Annotated in this window: 15 protein-coding genes, 3 tRNA genes and 1 pseudogene; 18 read left to right on the forward strand and 1 reads right to left on the reverse strand. The window is 63.3% G+C overall.

From position 1 onward, the window contains the following. Positions 1-85 precede the first annotated feature (85 nt). The 9 genes and pseudogenes from ZAL01S_RS02070 to ZAL01S_RS10210 all read left to right on the forward strand — a co-directional run bounded on the left by ZAL01S_RS02070 (position 86) and on the right by ZAL01S_RS10210 (position 4,892). Positions 86-158: transfer RNA gene (locus ZAL01S_RS02070), tRNA-Gly, on the forward strand. A gap of 47 nt (positions 159-205) precedes the next feature. Beyond that, positions 206-276 (forward strand) — tRNA-Cys (locus ZAL01S_RS02075). A 91-nt stretch (positions 277-367) separates the two neighbouring features. Next, positions 368-439: transfer RNA gene (locus ZAL01S_RS02080), tRNA-Val, on the forward strand. 118 nt (positions 440-557) lie between these two features. Further along, positions 558-884: a hypothetical protein gene (locus ZAL01S_RS02085; RefSeq protein WP_066078934.1), complete on the forward strand. Its 327-nt coding sequence runs from the start codon at positions 558-560 to the stop codon at positions 882-884. Between the two features lie 73 nt (positions 885-957). Further along, complete coding sequence (locus ZAL01S_RS02090) at positions 958-1,872, forward strand: DUF2268 domain-containing protein (protein WP_066079371.1); 915 nt, start codon at positions 958-960, stop codon at positions 1,870-1,872. Positions 1,873-1,920: 48 nt separating this feature from the next. Further along, positions 1,921-2,694: a MerR family transcriptional regulator gene (locus ZAL01S_RS02095; RefSeq protein WP_244875303.1), complete on the forward strand. Its 774-nt coding sequence runs from the start codon at positions 1,921-1,923 to the stop codon at positions 2,692-2,694. 39 nt (positions 2,695-2,733) lie between these two features. Further along, positions 2,734-3,716, forward strand: a pseudogene (locus tag ZAL01S_RS02100) (IS481 family transposase). A 169-nt stretch (positions 3,717-3,885) separates the two neighbouring features. Further along, complete coding sequence (locus tag ZAL01S_RS10205) at positions 3,886-4,410, forward strand: hypothetical protein (protein WP_159421542.1); 525 nt, start codon at positions 3,886-3,888, stop codon at positions 4,408-4,410. Beyond that, positions 4,377-4,892, forward strand: coding sequence for a hypothetical protein (locus ZAL01S_RS10210; RefSeq protein ID WP_159421543.1), 516 nt, complete (start codon positions 4,377-4,379; stop codon positions 4,890-4,892). The genes ZAL01S_RS10205 and ZAL01S_RS10210 overlap by 34 nt, the downstream gene beginning before the upstream one ends. Positions 4,893-5,690: 798 nt before the next feature. Here ZAL01S_RS10210 and ZAL01S_RS02120 read toward each other — a convergent pair. Continuing rightward, entirely contained in the window at positions 5,691-6,359 is a 669-nt protein-coding gene (locus ZAL01S_RS02120) for a hypothetical protein (RefSeq protein WP_159421544.1), read from the reverse strand. Positions 6,360-6,688: 329 nt separating this feature from the next. On the opposite strand from ZAL01S_RS02120, the gene thrS reads away from it, so the two are divergent. The 9 genes from thrS (at position 6,689) to ruvB (ending at position 15,406) form a co-directional block, all read left to right on the forward strand. Beyond that, positions 6,689-8,716 (forward strand): threonine--tRNA ligase, encoded by a 2,028-nt coding sequence (gene thrS / locus ZAL01S_RS02125; RefSeq protein ID WP_066078951.1) that lies wholly within the window; start codon positions 6,689-6,691, stop codon positions 8,714-8,716. Positions 8,717-8,718: 2 nt separating this feature from the next. Beyond that, the gene (locus ZAL01S_RS02130; protein WP_083522973.1) at positions 8,719-9,300 is read left to right on the forward strand and encodes an HIT family protein; all 582 of its coding nucleotides are present in this window, start codon (positions 8,719-8,721) and stop codon (positions 9,298-9,300) included. A gap of 127 nt (positions 9,301-9,427) precedes the next feature. Then, on the forward strand, positions 9,428-10,339 hold the full coding sequence (gene pdxS, locus ZAL01S_RS02135) for a pyridoxal 5'-phosphate synthase lyase subunit PdxS (protein ID WP_066078953.1): 912 nt from the start codon (positions 9,428-9,430) through the stop codon (positions 10,337-10,339). Further along, complete coding sequence (pdxT, locus tag ZAL01S_RS02140) at positions 10,333-10,944, forward strand: pyridoxal 5'-phosphate synthase glutaminase subunit PdxT (RefSeq protein WP_241179753.1); 612 nt, start codon at positions 10,333-10,335, stop codon at positions 10,942-10,944. Before pdxS ends, pdxT begins: the two co-directional genes overlap by 7 nt. 77 nt (positions 10,945-11,021) lie before the next feature. Next, positions 11,022-12,305, forward strand: a complete 1,284-nt coding sequence (locus tag ZAL01S_RS02145) for a M18 family aminopeptidase (protein ID WP_066079376.1) — start codon at positions 11,022-11,024, stop codon at positions 12,303-12,305. 92 nt (positions 12,306-12,397) lie between these two features. Beyond that, complete coding sequence (locus tag ZAL01S_RS02150; protein ID WP_066078957.1) at positions 12,398-13,165, forward strand: YebC/PmpR family DNA-binding transcriptional regulator; 768 nt, start codon at positions 12,398-12,400, stop codon at positions 13,163-13,165. Positions 13,166-13,173: 8 nt separating this feature from the next. Then, complete coding sequence (ruvC, locus tag ZAL01S_RS02155) at positions 13,174-13,767, forward strand: crossover junction endodeoxyribonuclease RuvC (RefSeq protein ID WP_066078960.1); 594 nt, start codon at positions 13,174-13,176, stop codon at positions 13,765-13,767. Between the two features lie 17 nt (positions 13,768-13,784). After that, complete coding sequence (gene ruvA / locus ZAL01S_RS02160) at positions 13,785-14,393, forward strand: Holliday junction branch migration protein RuvA (protein ID WP_066078963.1); 609 nt, start codon at positions 13,785-13,787, stop codon at positions 14,391-14,393. Next, positions 14,390-15,406 (forward strand): Holliday junction branch migration DNA helicase RuvB, encoded by a 1,017-nt coding sequence (gene ruvB / locus ZAL01S_RS02165; RefSeq protein WP_066078967.1) that lies wholly within the window; start codon positions 14,390-14,392, stop codon positions 15,404-15,406. Before ruvA ends, ruvB begins: the two co-directional genes overlap by 4 nt. Positions 15,407-15,441: the final 35 nt, after the last annotated feature.

The following is a 15,441-nucleotide window of genomic DNA, read 5'->3' on the forward strand; positions in this document are numbered from 1 at the left end:
ATTTTGCAATCGTCCCCGATTCGGTTAGAGTCATTGACGCGCCGAACGAGGGAAGCGAAAGCAGCCCAGAGTTCGGAAGGTAAATGCGGATGTGGCGCAGTTGGTAGCGCATCACCTTGCCAAGGTGAGGGTCGCGAGTTCGAGTCTCGTCATCCGCTCGAGTGTCACCAGGGCTTGGCCCAGGTAGCACGGGGTTAACCCACACGGTGACGTGGCCGAGAGGCGAGGCAGCGGCCTGCAAAGCCGTCAACACGGGTTCGAATCCCGTCGTCACCTCGGTGCACAACAGATTGAGGGCGCCTTCGGGCGTCCTTGGCCGTGTTCGCTATCTTCGATACGATCACGTGTGCGATCTCCTCGGAGATACGCGCGATTGGCGCAGTGGTAGCGCGCTTCCTTGACACGGAAGAGGTCACTGGTTCGAACCCAGTATCGCGCACAGCAAGCCCCCGCTTCGGCGGGGGCTTTTTGTGTCCGCGGCGCAACAGCCTCTCGCACTTCACACGCGATATATCGCGAGCTGGTTTATGCTCGCTCCATCTCGACAGATGGAGGTCATGATGAACCCTCGTGTTCACCCGTGCAATCGACAACTCGCTAATATTGGTGGTGGCCTGCAGCGTGTCGTTCGCGGTCGAGAAGACGTCATTCGGAAGAACGCGACGCGACTCGCACGCCGTCTCGATGACCGCACAAAGGGGCGCCACCACTACAAGCTGACGGCAGCCCTCACTGTGCTCGACTTCGTCATTGACCGTGCCGGGCATGCGAACGCCAATGCACCCCGAAGTGCCGATGCTTTCCGTGGCCGCCCATCATCCTCGTGCCAACACCACGACGCTCAAGTTGAAGACCTCGGCGAACTCCGGGACGTCTCCCTCTAGCTGTACTGATCGGAGACGTTGATCGAGCGGACGGGTTGACCTTGTCGCTGGGGCAATGTTTAGCGTCAGTGCCATGAACATTTCAGTGGTTGACAGCGCGGCCGGGATGCGTCGTGTCCTGGATCATACGGTGCACGAGCGTGCTGATGCGGTGCGTGAGCTGTGGGCACCGATGGCGGGCATGTACCACTTCGTCCCTGGCGTCGACATGCTGGGTGTACACTCACAGAACTTCGGTTTCCCCCTCGACATGACAGTCCAGACTGAGCAGCGCGTCCGAGAGGCGATCACGGCCCTCGAGCTGGCCGACGCGTGGGTGCGGGTGAGGGCCGCGCTGCAGGAGGGCGTCGCGGCGCTGGCCGCGGGGGATCTGAGGATGCTGGTTCCTGACCTGCGGGTCCTTCTCCTTGCCGGCGACCCGACGAACCGCCACTTCATGCACGAGATCCAGGGCCTGTCTGCGTTCGGCGGGATCAGCGGGTTCATCTCTATGACGGTGTGGCCCACCGAGCAGGTCCTGGACCGGTTGGAAGCGATCGCTGTACATGAGCTGCATCACAACGTGCGGTACTCCCCGGGCGGAGTCGTCTGGGATCCGGTCACTGTCACCGTCGGCGAGCATGTCGTCGCCGAGGGCCTGGCAGATCTGTTCGCGGCCGAGTTGTACGGCGACCGGGGCTACACCCACTTCGTCAACGAGCGCACCCGCACCGACGCCGCCGTCCTGGCCAAGGTCAGTTCCGGCCTGAACATCACCGGCATGGCCGACTTCGCGTCCTGGGTTCTGGGCGATGCGTCCGCCCGCCTGTTCGGTGGTGAGCCGGTCGGCCTGCCGACCGGTGCCGGGTACGCCGCTGGTGTACGGATCGTGCAGGCTTATCTGGACGCGACGGGGACGACTGCGGCTCAGAACGTCCACACTCCCGCGCGCGACATCCTGGCCGTGGCTCTGCCTGCGCTCGACCTGAACGACGCCGGGGCACACTGACCGACCTGACCATCAGCCTGGAGAAGGGTGAGGCCCGTGGAATGGACCGTGCACGAACTCGCCGAACGCGCGGGCATCAGCGGACGGACCTTGCGTCACTACCACCAGATCGGGCTGCTCGAGCCTGACCGCATCGGGTCTAATGGGTACCGGTACTACGGGCCCGATGCGGTTGCCCGCCTGCAACGCATCTTGTTGCTGCGTCGTACCGGGATGGCCCTGGCAGACATTGCGGCAGCACTGGACGTGGACCAGTCCCGTGACAGCGAGATCACCGCACTGTGCTCCCACCTGGAGCAATTGCGCGATGAGCAGGCGGTGATCGAGCAACGGATCGCTGCTGTCGAGCACACCTTGGCCATGCGTCGCTCGGGTCGGGAACCGCAGATGGACGTGATGCTTGAGGGCTTCAACGACCGCTACCGCGACGAAGTGGTCACCCGGTGGGGCCATGAGGCGTTCGAGGCGTCAAACACCTGGTGGCACTCGAAGTCCATTGCACAGCAACGTCGCTGGAAGAACCGCTCGGAGCAGTTGCTCGCGCGTTGGGCTGAGCTCGCCCGTGAGCACGCCACCCCAGAAGGTGATGCCGCGCAAGAACACGCCGCAACCCACGTCGCATGGTTCGCCGAGATCCCCGGAACCCCCACCCACGCCGGAGACCCGGTTCAATCCGCTGCCATGATCCGCGGCATGGCCGCGATGTACGAGACCAACCCCGACTTCCATGAGTCCTTCGGCAGCAAAGCCGCTGCCCAGCTAGCAGCGCAAGCACTGCGCATCCATACTGCCCAGAACCTTGAGACGCATGTCAATGGCTGACCACGGGACCTAGGCGCCATCGATCCCTGAAAGCTTCCCATGTCCCACAGCAACGCCGCTCTCACGCCACGCCACCGGTTGAAGGTCGCCCGCTTGGTCGTCGAAGAGGGATGGCCGATCAGCGAGGTCGCCGCCCGCTTCCAGGTGTCGTGACCGACCGTCAAGCGATGGGTCGACCGGTACCTGGCTGACGAGTCGATGGAAGACCGGTCGTCACGCGCGAGAACATCACCGAGCAAGACCAGCGTGGAGACCACGAAGCGGTGCGTGAGCCTTCGAATCCGGCTGCGGGAAGGCCAGTTCAGCTCGCCTCCCGGCTCGGCATCGCTCCATCGACCGGGCATCGCATCCTCACCACTGCTCGCCTGAACCGTCTGTCATACCTGGACCGCGCGACAGGCGAGCTGGTCCGCCGGTACGAGCACCCGCACCCCGGGTCGCTGGTGCACGTGGACGTGAAGAAGCTCGGGAATATCCCCGACGGCGGCGCTACGTCGGACGCCGCCAAGGAGAACGCAACCGCGCGGCCACGCCCGGCAAGCCAAAGAGCAAATGGCACAACCCCTAGCTCGGCTACGCGTTCGTCCACACCGTCATCGACGACCACTCCCGCGTGGCATACACGGAGGTGCATGACGACGAGACCGCTGTCCCTGCTGTCGGCCTCTTGCACCGCGCCATCGAGTGGTTCGCAGACCACGGCGTCACGATCGAGCGCGTCTTGTCGGACAACGGCAGCGCGTACCGATCGCACCTGTGGCGCGACACCTGCGAGTCGCTGACGATCACGCCGAAGTACACGCGGCCGTACCGTCCACAGAGCAACGGCAAGGTAGAACGGTTTCACCGGACCATGGCCGACGGGTGGGCCTACGCCCGCTGCTACACCTGCGAGCAAGAGCGTCGCGACGCCCTCGCCGACTGGCTCCCCCCCCCACTACAACCAGCACCGCCCACACACCGCCTGCGAGAACCAATCGCCCTTCTCGCGATTGACGAACGGCCCCGGTCAGTACAACTAGTGAGTAGCTATCCGCTCGCTCTGAATCGCCCCGAGACACCCACTTCTTTACGGCTTGGAATCTCCTGCCTAAATTTCGATGAACGACCACCCAATCATCCACCTACAGCGATAACGTGAGTGAGTGTCGACTGCAGTGACAATCCAGCACATCACAACTCGGGGGAATCATGTTCAATCGGGCATGGAAGGCGATTTCAAAAACGACACTCGCGGCCGCTGTCTGCGCTGCACTCCTGACAGGATTTTCCACGCCCGCTCAGGCTTCCGTAGTCACAACCAGCACTGACGACATTGTTCGTCCGATCGACATGACTGAAGAGACCGCACTCTCACTCGCGGAAGAGGGGAGTGGAGTCATTACTCCGTATGGGGGTCCTGTCGTGGAACAGTGGCTTGACAAGAACAACGAAGTCGTGTTCTTGCGTCGTGACGCTGCCTACAAGATCGAGGCCCATGGTCTTACGCCCAAGCCAGTGCGCGTCGTGACGCAATGGGCCAATGACGTCAAACAAGAAGGCACTTCTCGGGTCTACCGAACCCAAGTCGGCAGCCCCAAGGCTGGCTGGGTGATGGTGCGTGTCGTTGTTGATTATCGGAAGTATGGCCCAGGGGGCCAGACCTTTGGTGTCGTCACGGCCTACTGCGAAGGAACGCAAGTTTGTCCAGCATTCGTAAACTCGACAGTTGGCTAGCAGCCAGCGAGCAGGCTAGAACGCTTCGCTGGCTTGCTCAGGCTGAGCAGCTAGCACCGCCCACAGGTCCGCGAGTCACTGAATTCAAACTCGCCCCTCGCCAAGCCCAGGTGACCGTGACATTTGCCGGTGGCAAAACTCTCCAGGCCTCGAGCGCACCAGAGAGTCGCCTGCAAATCCTCGACATGCTCAACGTGCATAGCCACGCGTTGGATCGAGGATGCCCAGTTCCCGTAGAACCGACGCTCATGGAGTCATGGGCACTGTTTCAGTACGACGTGGCAACCAGTCTGGACTCCTTGAATGAGTGTGACCCAACTGTCACTGAACTCCGCGTTGTGCTGCAAGCACCGCAAGCCCTTTGTTTCTTGTCTTCAGCAGCTGAGAGTCAACTGTTCACGATTGATTTGCTGGGGCGCACTCTCGAAGGCGCAAGTGTTGACCTGATGATGCGCTGGAACGCATCGCATCGCGCCCTCTAGACAAATGCTAAGCATCAGCTAGCCTGCGAAGCCTCGAGCTTAAGCAAGCGTGCAAACGCGGCTTCCAGCTCTACCTCATCCTGCGCATCAAGCAGAGGCGCCGTGACCTCGACCGAGTCTTCCTGCTCAAATCTTTCATCCCCAGGCGACGCCTGAATAACCGGCACAGGCACGTAGCGGAAGCGTCCCGTCTCGACCGGGGCCATTAGGGGGTGTCTGGCTCACGCTTGACCACCTGCAGCCTCCGCGATGGACACGGTGGGGACATGTGCTGGGGTCCGAACAGTGCAGGGGATCACCCCCCCCACGGCGACAGCAAGATCCCCGCTCCCACACCTCGCCACGCAGTCGCAACGACACCCCTCCTGATACGACAACAAACGAGCGGCTAGCCACTGTGTATCTTGAGGAGACGCCGAAAAGATTTCTGTGTGTGCAGCTTTTCCAGAGACTCGAGAAGACGATCACCAGGAGCGACCCGAGCGCGGTTCCGGCCAAGCCGTAGGCAACGACTAGAGGCCACTGAGGGCCACCCTCGTCGAGCGACGACCAGTTCTCCCCAAGCTGGAGACCAAGTTGCAGCACACCAATGAGGACGACCAGCAGACCAGTGGACGTCGCACATAGGATCCAGAGCGCTCGCATGGTGTCTCCTATCGCTTTAGGGGTTGCATCGGTGGACCGGGTTGGTTTGCTGCCACCATGGCAAACCCTTCCGCCAGGATTCCATGTTGCACGCGCCCTGTTCGAAGAGATTCAAGGCCACGTGACAGAGGAACTGCTGTTCGATCGTGGACGTCACGAGGTTGGCTTTGCACCCAAGAGCGACTTGAGATGGCGGACGTGAAGGTAGTGAACGTTCGTCGCCGACTGTCGACGGCCAAGCTCCGTGGGAATGGCGTTCACCACATACGTTCCTCCGGATTGGTAGGTCACCCAGACTCGTGAGTACCAAACTGTGCCCGCCCTAAGCGCTACAGCACGATCTGCACTGGCCCGTGCAACTGAGGCCGTCAGCCGCTCTCCATCGAAGGTGATTTCCGTGTCGATTGACGCACCCGCCTCATCGAAGGTGGGCTCAACTGCGAATGCGCCAAGGAGTTCGTCTTCTGCTGTGGTCAGCACCAGCACGTCTCCGCCCGCGTCACTTTCGTACACCTCACCGTGGGTTCCGACTGGCAAGGAAAGCTCAACCGTGAGTGAGCCCTGCGCAGAGATGAGGGCATTCTCATCATTATCAAGCGTCGCCGAAACTTCAGAATCGCTTGCGCCTGCGCCTTCCTCAATCTGGGCACTAAAGTCCCCTGGCTCTGAGGTGAACTCCACTGGCGCGTCTAGCGTCGGGGGAATCGTCACAGATCCGTCATCCACAACGACGGTCTCAGCAGCAACCGCCGGAGACACGGCAAGAGGTGGAAGCGCTGCCGCAAATATCCCCGCAAGAACGAACAAGACTGACCGCTTCATAAGCAATACCTATCCAATGTGCTCGATACCAATAGGTATTCAGATGATGACGACGGTCAATGACAACAACGTTTCTCATTGATTGTCATGGATGAACAAAGGGAGGACGACACCGCCTTCTAGAGGGCTCAACGCGCAGAGCACGGATGATCCACGCAGATACCCACAACACCCAGAGCAGCATTATCCGAACGGTGCACTGGAACGCGGCACGTCGTAGCATCTAGCCACGCAACGCGAAAGCGTCGACCGGAGCCAAGCGGCAAGCGGTCATACAATGGTCACTTGGTTCGACAACCGTCAGCCGATCACCGTTCAAGGAGTTCCACGTGAGCGCACCCGACGCACCAGAAGCAATTGACGTCCCACGCGTCGAGGTGACTGAAACCACGACTGGTGGTGCACTCTTTGAAGGGCAGCGCGACATCATCGCGATCCGCGTGAATGGTGACCTCCGCGACCTCTGGAGCGAGGTTGCCCCGGGCGATGTCGTTGAAGGCATCCACATCTCGTCTGAGGCCGGCCTCGAAATCCTCCGCCACTCGACCGCGCACGTCGTCGCGCAGGCTGTGCAGCGCTTCCGCCCGCAGACGCGCCTCGGCATCGGCCCGCCCATTGTTGACGGCTTCTATTACGACTTCGACGCGGAAGAACCCTTCACGCCCGAAGACCTCAAGGCGATCGAGAAGGAAGCCAAGCGCATCGTCCGCCAGGGTCAGCGCTTCGTTCGCCGCGTCGTGACCGACGCTGAAGCCCGCGAGCAGCTGGCCGCAGAGCCCTACAAGATGGAGCTCATCGGCCTCAAGGGCTCGGCAGGCTCCGACAACGGCGAAAACGTTGAGGTCGGCGGCGCTGAGCTCACCATCTACGAGAATGTTGACCCGAAGACGGGCGAAGTGTACTGGAAGGACCTTTGCCGAGGCCCGCACCTTCCGTCCACCCGAGCCATCGGTGACGGTTTCGCCCTCACCCGCGTTGCTGCCGCCTACTGGCGCGGCAACCAGGCCAACGCCCAGCTGCAGCGCATCTACGGCACCGCCTGGCCCTCGAAGGATGAACTCAAGGCCTACCAGGAGCGCATTGAAGAAGCGCTCAAGCGGGACCACCGTCGTCTCGGCAAGGAGCTCGACCTCTTTTCGTTCCCGGACGAGCTCGGCTCAGGCCTTCCCGTGTTCCACCCCAAGGGCGGCATCATCCGCATGGAGATGGAGCAGCACTCGCGCAAGCGCCACATTGACGCCGGCTACTCCTTCGTGAACACGCCGCACGTCACGAAGGGGCACCTCTATGAGGTGTCCGGCCACCTCGACTGGTACCGCGACGGCATGTTCCCGCCCATGCGTGTGGACGAGGAGCGCAACGAGCAGGGTGAGGTCACCCGCGAGGGCTTCGACTACTACCTGAAGCCCATGAACTGCCCGATGCACAACCTCATCTACGGCGACTCGGCAAAGTCCTACCGCGACCTGCCGCTGCGCCTGTTCGAGTTCGGTACCGTCTACCGCTACGAAAAGTCGGGTGTTGTGCACGGCCTCACGCGTGCCCGTGGTTTCACACAGGACGACGCGCACATCTACTGCACGCGTGAGCAGATGCGCGACGAACTCACCCGCACGCTCGAGTTCGTACTCTCGCTCCTCAAGGACTACGGTCTCGACGACTTCTACCTCGAGCTATCCACGAAGAACGAAGAGAAGTTCGTGGGCGACGACGCAGTGTGGGAAGAAGCCACGCGCACGCTTGAGGAGGTCGCGACGGCCTCTGGACTGAGCCTCGTTCCGGATCCGGGCGGCGCAGCGTTCTACGGTCCGAAGATCTCTGTGCAGGCGCGCGACGCGATCGGTCGCACCTGGCAGATGTCGACCATTCAGCTCGACTTCAACCTGCCGGAGCGCTTCGGCCTTGAGTACACGGCATCCGACGGCACGCGCCAGCGTCCGGTCATGATCCACCGTGCACTCTTCGGCTCGATCGAGCGATTCTTCGGTGTACTCGTTGAGCACTATGCGGGCGCCTTCCCGATGTGGCTCTCGCCGGTGCAGCTGGTCGGCATCCCGGTCGCCGGCGAATACGGCGAGTACCTTGGCGAGTTCATCGACCGCCTCAAGGCTCAGGGCGTTCGTGCCGAGCTGGACCTTTCGGACGACCGTATGCCGAAGAAGATTCGCAACCACGCCAAGGCGAAGGTGCCGATCCAGCTCATTGCCGGTGAGGACGACCGCGCGAACGGTTCGGTGTCGCTGCGCTTCCGCGACGGATCGCAGCGCAATGGTGTGCCGCTTGCCGAGGCCGAGGAGCTCATCCTTCGTGCCATCCGCGAGCACACGCTTGTGAACACGGACGAGGACCTGGTCTAACCATGGCCGGTCTTGGCTTCCCCGACGGTGAGCTCGAGGACATCGAGCTCACCGAGTCGGGGGAGTACGCGCGCGTTCCGGATGAGCTTCAGCGCACGTGGACGCCGCACCGCATGGTGTACATCAGCGAGGGGAGTGATCGCGAAGAACGCGGCTGCCCGTTCTGCGTCGTCCCGAGCAAATCTGATGAGGACGGCCTCGTTGTGGCGCGCGGCGAGCACGCCTACGTGGTCATGAACCTGTACCCGTACAACGCAGGCCACCTGCTTGTGTGCCCGTACCGCCACATCGCCACCTACGACGAAGCGAATCGGGACGAAGTGCTCGAGATTGCCGCCCTCACGCAGACGGCGATGCGCGTGCACCGTGAAGTGAGCCGCGTGGACGGCTTCAATATCGGCATGAACCAGGGGCAAATCGCTGGCGCAGGCATCGCGGGCCACCTTCACCAGCACATCGTGCCGCGCTGGGCACAGGACGCGAACTTCTTCCCCATCATCGCGAAGACGAAGGCAATGCCCGTCCTGCTCGGTGATCTGCGGGCGAAACTCGCGGAAGCCTGGCCCGAACGTCACGAGTGGTAGCCGCTCACACCGTGCACATGCACGATCCCCATAGCTAGTGTGCAGCCGCAGGCTGAATCTGGCCCCCGTAGAATATTGACATCCGGCACAGCGTCTTGTTGTGCCGCCGTGCGATGAAAGGACACCGATGACTGAGGTGCAGAACGAGAACCAGCCGGGCACGACCGGGTCGGACCGCGTCAAGCGAGGCCTCGCCGAAATGCTCAAGGGTGGCGTCATCATGGATGTTGTCACGCCGGAGCAGGCCCGCATCGCTGAGGATGCCGGTGCTGTCGCCGTTATGGCGCTCGAGCGTGTTCCCGCCGACATTCGCGCGCAGGGCGGCGTTGCCCGCATGAGCGACCCCGACCTCATCGAGAAGATCATTGCCGAGGTTTCGATCCCGGTCATGGCGAAGGCCCGTATCGGCCACTTCGTTGAGGCCCAGGTGCTCCAGGCCCTCAACGTTGACTACATCGATGAGTCCGAGGTGCTCTCGCCTGCCGACTACGTGAACCACATCGACAAGTGGGAGTTCACGACCCCCTTCGTCTGCGGTGCCACGAACCTTGGCGAGGCTCTCCGCCGCATCACCGAGGGTGCTGCCATGATCCGCTCGAAGGGTGAGGCTGGCACGGGTGACGTCTCGGAGGCGACGAAGCACATTCGCCAGATCAACAAGGAAATCCGCCAGCTCTCGTCGATGTCGAAGGACGAGCTCTACGTCGCAGCGAAGGAGCTCCAGGCTCCGTACGGTCTCGTCGAAGAGGTCGCCGAGACCGGCAAGCTCCCGGTTGTGCTCTTCACCGCCGGTGGCGTTGCCACCCCGGCCGACGCAGCCATGATGATGCAGCTTGGCGCTGACGGTGTCTTCGTCGGCTCGGGCATCTTCAAGTCGGGCGACCCGGAGAAGCGCGCCCGCGCCATCGTCAAGGCCACCGCTCAGTACGACGACCCGGCCACGATCGCCGAAGTTTCGCGCGGTCTGGGTGAGGCCATGGTCGGCATCAACGTTGCTGACCTTCCGGCACCGCACCGTCTCGCAGAGCGCGGCTGGTGACCCAGGCACCCCGCGTCGGCGTACTCGCGCTGCAGGGCGGCGTCCGCGAACACGAGACGGTTCTTCGCCGTCTCGGCGCGGACGTCGTCCTCGTGCGACGCCCAGAACACCTTGAGGGCCTCGAAGCGATCGTGTTGCCGGGTGGCGAATCCAGCGCCATCGACAAGCTCATGCGGATCTTTGGCATCCGTGAGCCGCTGCAGCAGCTCATTGCATCGGGCCTTCCCACGCTCGGTACCTGCGCCGGTCTGATCCTGCTTGCGGATGCCATCCACGATGCCGCGCCCGGCCAGCTGCAGCTCGGCGGCCTTGATGTCGTCGTGCGTCGCAACGCCTTCGGTGCGCAGAACCAGTCCTTTGAGGTTGACCTCGACGCTCCCGAAATCAGCGAGGAGCCCGTGCACGCCGTCTTCATTCGCGGACCGCTCGTCGAGTCCGTGGGGGAGCAGGCACATGTCATCGCGGCCCTCGACGATGGACGCGTTGTCGCAGTGGGACAGGGCAACATCATCGGCCTCTCGTTCCACCCGGAGGTTGCTGGCGAGGGTCGCTTCCACGCGAAGCTCATCGAACTCACCGTCGCACGTCGTTCCTCGGCGACGTAACCGTCCGCGCGCGGAGTACACTGCCAGCTTGAGCAGATCCGCGTCGTGGAAAGGTCATTCGAATGGCACGTCGTCGCATGAGTGCAGCACAGCGCGCAAAGAAGGCCGCTGAATCACTCGCCAGCTTTGTGGTTGCCGCCCCGTCGAGCTATCACGCTGCCCTCGAGGCCGCTCGCCGCCTTGACGAGGCAGATTTTACCGAGCTTCAGGAGCGCGATCCGTGGACGAAGGCCTCCGGTGCGAACTATGTCCTGCGGGATGGCGCCATCATTGCGTGGCGCCTCCCCGAGGACGTCACCCCGACCACACCCTTCGCGATCGCTGGTGCACACACTGATTCGCCCGGTTTCAAGCTGAAGCCCGCTCCCGACCACGAGGCGCACGGATGGCGTCAGCTCAACGCTGAGGTCTACGGTGGCCCGCTCCTCAACTCGTGGCTTGACCGCGAGCTTGAGATTGCTGGCCGTGTGGCGCTCGCTGACGGCAGCACGCAGCTCGTGCGCACCGGGGCGGTTGCCCGCATCCCGCAGCTCGCTATCCACCTTGACCGCTCGGTCAATGACGAGCTCAAGCTCAACAAGCAGCAGCATCTGCGCCCGGTCATCGGACTCGGCAACGGTAAGGGCGCGCTTGACCTCGTCGCGGACGCCGCCAAGATTGCCCGCGAAGACATTGTCGGCTGGGACCTCTTCCTCGCCGACACCCAGGAGCCGACGATCTTCGGCGATGCTCCGCTCGTGTCCTCGGGACGCCTTGACAACCTTGTGAGCGTCCACGCGGCCGTGCACGCACTCATTGAGACGGTGCCGAGCGGCGTCATCCCGGTGATCGTCTGCTTCGATCACGAGGAGGTCGGCTCTGCCACGCGCAGTGGCGCAGGCGGCCCCTTCCTCGACGAAGTGCTCGCGCGCATTCGCGCGGGTCTTGGCGCCACCGCCGAGGACATCCACCGTGCGGCCGCCGCTTCTTGGTGCGTCTCGAGCGACGTTGGCCACTCGGTCCACCCGAACTACCGCGAGCGTCACGACGATGACTGCGTGCCGCTCGCCGGTAACGGCCCAATTCTCAAGATCAACGCCAACCAGCGCTACGCGAGTGACGCCACCGGTGCTGCACTCTGGCACGGCGTATGCCGCAACGCAGGCGTGCAGAGCCAGGACTTCGTCTCGAACAACTCGATGCCGTGCGGTTCGACGATCGGCCCGATCACGGCAACGCGCCTCGGCATCCGCACCGTCGACGTCGGCATCCCGATGCTCTCGATGCACTCGGCTCGTGAACTTTGCGCCGCAAGCGATGTGGATGGCCTCGAACGTGCCCTCGCTGTCTTCCTCGCTGGCGGCTGGCCCGAGCACTCCTAGCCTCTTCGCACCTTGCCTCGAGCAAGCGGCGTAGACTGACAGACCGTTCACGTGGGCGCACGCCCACAGACCGACACGATCACAGGAAGCACATGTCCGGACACTCCAAATGGGCCACCACCAAGCACAAGAAGGCCGTCATCGACGCCAAGCGTGCCAAGTCCTTCGCCAAGCTCATCAAGAACATTGAGGTTGCGGCGAAGATCGGTGGTCCCGACCCGGCTGGCAACCCGACGCTCGCTGACGCCATCCAGAAGGCGAAGAAGACCTCGGTCCCGAACGACAACATCGACCGCGCCGTCAAGCGCGGTGCTGGCCTCACCGGCGAGACCATCGACTACACGACGATCATGTATGAGGGCTACGCCCCGGGCGGCGTTGCGCTCCTCATGGAGTGCCTCACCGACAACAAGAACCGCGCTGCAGCTGAGGTCCGCACGGCCATGAGCCGTAACGGCGGCAACATGGCCGACCCCGGCTCGGTTGCCTTCAACTTCGAGCGCAAGGGCGTCATCATCGTCCCGCACGGCGAGACCCCGACCGAAGACGAGGTGCTCGAGGTCGTCCTCGACGCCGGCGCTGAAGAGGTCATCGACCACGGCGAGAAGTTCGAGATCCGCACCGAGGCAAGCGACATGCTCGCCGCTCGCGAGGCAATCCAGCAGGCAGGCTTCGAGTACGACCAGGCTGAGGCTGAGTTCGTTCCGAACGTCAAGGTCGAGATCACCGACCTCGAAACGGCGCAGAAGGTGCTCAAGCTCATCGACGCACTCGAAGACCTCGACGACATCCAGAACGTCTACACGAACCTCGACCTCTCCGACGCCGTCGAAGCACAGCTCGCAGAGGACGACGACTAAGTCTTCGCGTGACGAGAATTCTCGGCATTGACCCCGGCCTCACTCGATGTGGGATCGGGGTCATTGACGTTGATCGGCTCCGCACGCTGCAGCTCGTCCACGTTGACTGCGCGCGCACGGATGCGGGGATGGAACTGGCACCGCGACTTCGTACCATTGCCGATGCCATCGAGGCAGCCATCGACGAGCATGCCCCCGACAAGATCGCGCTCGAGCGGGTCTTCGCCCAGCACAACGTCCGCACGGTGATGGGCATCGCGCAGATCTCCGGGGTGATTCTCGTTGCCGCTGATCGTCGGGGCATCCCGATTGAACTGCGCACCCCCTCCGAGGTGAAAGCAGCGGTGACCGGCTACGGCGCCGCTGACAAGGCGCAGGTGGGGGAGATGGTGCGGCGGATTCTTCGTCTCACGGAGGTACCCAAGCCTGCTGATGCCGCTGATGCGCTGGCTCTCGCCATTTGCGCCGCGTGGCGTACTCCCGTCGAAGCCGCCAGCCGCGAGAGCCGTGCCGCTGCGCCCGCTGAGCGGGCAGCTGGAGCGCTCACACCTGCCCAACGTGCATGGCTCGCCGCGGAACGTACCTCACGAGGACGCCGCTAGCGCCTACGGTGTTGAGCGTGATTGCCTCCCTCCACGGCACCGTCCTCGAAGTTGCCGCCAGCTCCTGTGTTCTCGACGTCCACGGGGTGGGGTACCTGGTGAACCTCACGCCCACGCACGCGCTCGAGTTGCGCAGTGGCGCGGACCTCACCGTCGTCACCGAGCTCGTCGTCCGCGAGGACCAGATGACGCTGTACGGCTTCCGCTCGCCCGAGGAGCGCTCACTCTTCACGCTCTTGTGCAGTGTGAGTGGTGTTGGCCCGAAGTCCGCCATGGGTGTCCTCGCGCAGTTGAGCCCGGCAGAGCTTGCTCGGGCCGTCGAGGAGCAGGACGTCGCTGCCTTCAAACGTGTGAACGGGGTCGGTCCGAAGACCGCGAAGCTCATCATTGTGTCGCTCACCGGCAAGGTCTCCGCTTCGGCAGCGAGCTCGGATGTCGCGTCCGGCGCACTTCCCGCGCAGAGCGGTCTGCGTGCCGATGTGCTCGACGCGCTCGTCAACCTCGGCTACGCCGAAAAGCAGGCGGCGCCCGCCGTGGATGGAGCGCTCGCCTCCGAGGAGCTTCGGGGTGCGCCCGTTGCTGATGTGCTGCGTGCAGCCCTCAAAGAACTCTCGAGGGCCCGATGAGCGAGCCGTTCAACGACTACGCCGCGCCCGAGTCTGAGGCGGAGCTCGCCTTTGAAGGCGCGCTCCGCCCGAAGAACCTCTCTGAGTTTGTCGGCCAGACGAAGGTCCGCACCCAGCTCGACCTGCTGCTCCGTGCAGCTGCGCTCCAGGGCCGCGCACCTGACCACATCCTGCTTGCTGGTCCTCCGGGCCTCGGCAAGACGACGCTCGCCATGATTGTTGCTGAGGAGACTTCGCAGCCACTGCGCATGAGCTCAGGACCAGCGCTGCAGCACGCGGGTGACCTTGCCTCGGTGCTCTCGAGCCTCTTGCCGGGGGAGATCCTCTTCATTGACGAGATCCACCGCATGGCGCGCTCGGCCGAGGAGATGCTCTACCTCGCCATGGAGGATTTCCGGATCGACATCATGGTCGGGAAGGGCGCTGGCGCAACAAGTGTTCCGCTCGAGCTCGCACCGTTCACGGTCGTCGGTGCGACCACCCGTGCTGGCCTCCTGCCGAATCCATTGCGTGACCGTTTCGGTTTCACGGCCCACCTTGAGTTTTATGAGGATGCCGAACTCGAGCAGGTGCTCCACCGCGCAGCGCGTCTCCTCGAACTTGAGCTGTCCGATGACGCGCTGACGTCCATCGCACGTCGTTCCCGCGGCACGCCGCGTATCGCGAATCGTCTCCTTCGCCGCGTGCGTGATTACGCGCTCGTCCACGAGACGCCGGCAAGTGGCGAGGCCGTCGATCGTGCGCTCGAACTCTACGACGTGGATGCTCTCGGGCTCGACCGCCTCGATCGGGCCGTGCTCCACGGGCTCATCAGCCGTTTCCGCGGCGGCCCCGTTGGCATCAAGACTCTCGCTGTCTCCATCGGGGAGGAGTCCGACACGATCGAGTCGGTCGTCGAACCCTTCCTGGTGCGTTCGGGACTGCTTGCTCGTACGCCTCGTGGCCGCGTGGCAACCGAGCTCGCGTACCTCCACCTCGGGCTTCCGGTTCCCGAACAAATCCCCCTCGCGTAAGCCTCGCCGCGTATGATGAACGTTCTGTCCACCGC

This window comes from [Zimmermannella] alba NBRC 15616 (assembly GCF_001570905.1).
Classification (GTDB): Bacteria; Actinomycetota; Actinomycetes; order Actinomycetales; family Microbacteriaceae; genus Pseudoclavibacter; species Pseudoclavibacter albus.

Coding starts and splice junctions, on each gene's coding strand:
- ZAL01S_RS02085 (WP_066078934.1), top strand. CDS start 558: ATGATGAACCCTCGTGTTCACCCGTGCAATCGACAACTCGCTAATATT.
- ZAL01S_RS02090 (WP_066079371.1), top strand. CDS start 958: ATGAACATTTCAGTGGTTGACAGCGCGGCCGGGATGCGTCGTGTCCTG.
- ZAL01S_RS10205 (WP_159421542.1), top strand. CDS start 3,886: ATGTTCAATCGGGCATGGAAGGCGATTTCAAAAACGACACTCGCGGCC.
- ZAL01S_RS02120 (WP_159421544.1), bottom strand. CDS start 6,359: ATGAAGCGGTCAGTCTTGTTCGTTCTTGCGGGGATATTTGCGGCAGCG.
- ZAL01S_RS02130 (WP_083522973.1), top strand. CDS start 8,719: ATGGCCGGTCTTGGCTTCCCCGACGGTGAGCTCGAGGACATCGAGCTC.
- pdxS (WP_066078953.1), top strand. CDS start 9,428: ATGACTGAGGTGCAGAACGAGAACCAGCCGGGCACGACCGGGTCGGAC.
- ZAL01S_RS02145 (WP_066079376.1), top strand. CDS start 11,022: ATGAGTGCAGCACAGCGCGCAAAGAAGGCCGCTGAATCACTCGCCAGC.
- ZAL01S_RS02150 (WP_066078957.1), top strand. CDS start 12,398: ATGTCCGGACACTCCAAATGGGCCACCACCAAGCACAAGAAGGCCGTC.
- ruvB (WP_066078967.1), top strand. CDS start 14,390: ATGAGCGAGCCGTTCAACGACTACGCCGCGCCCGAGTCTGAGGCGGAG.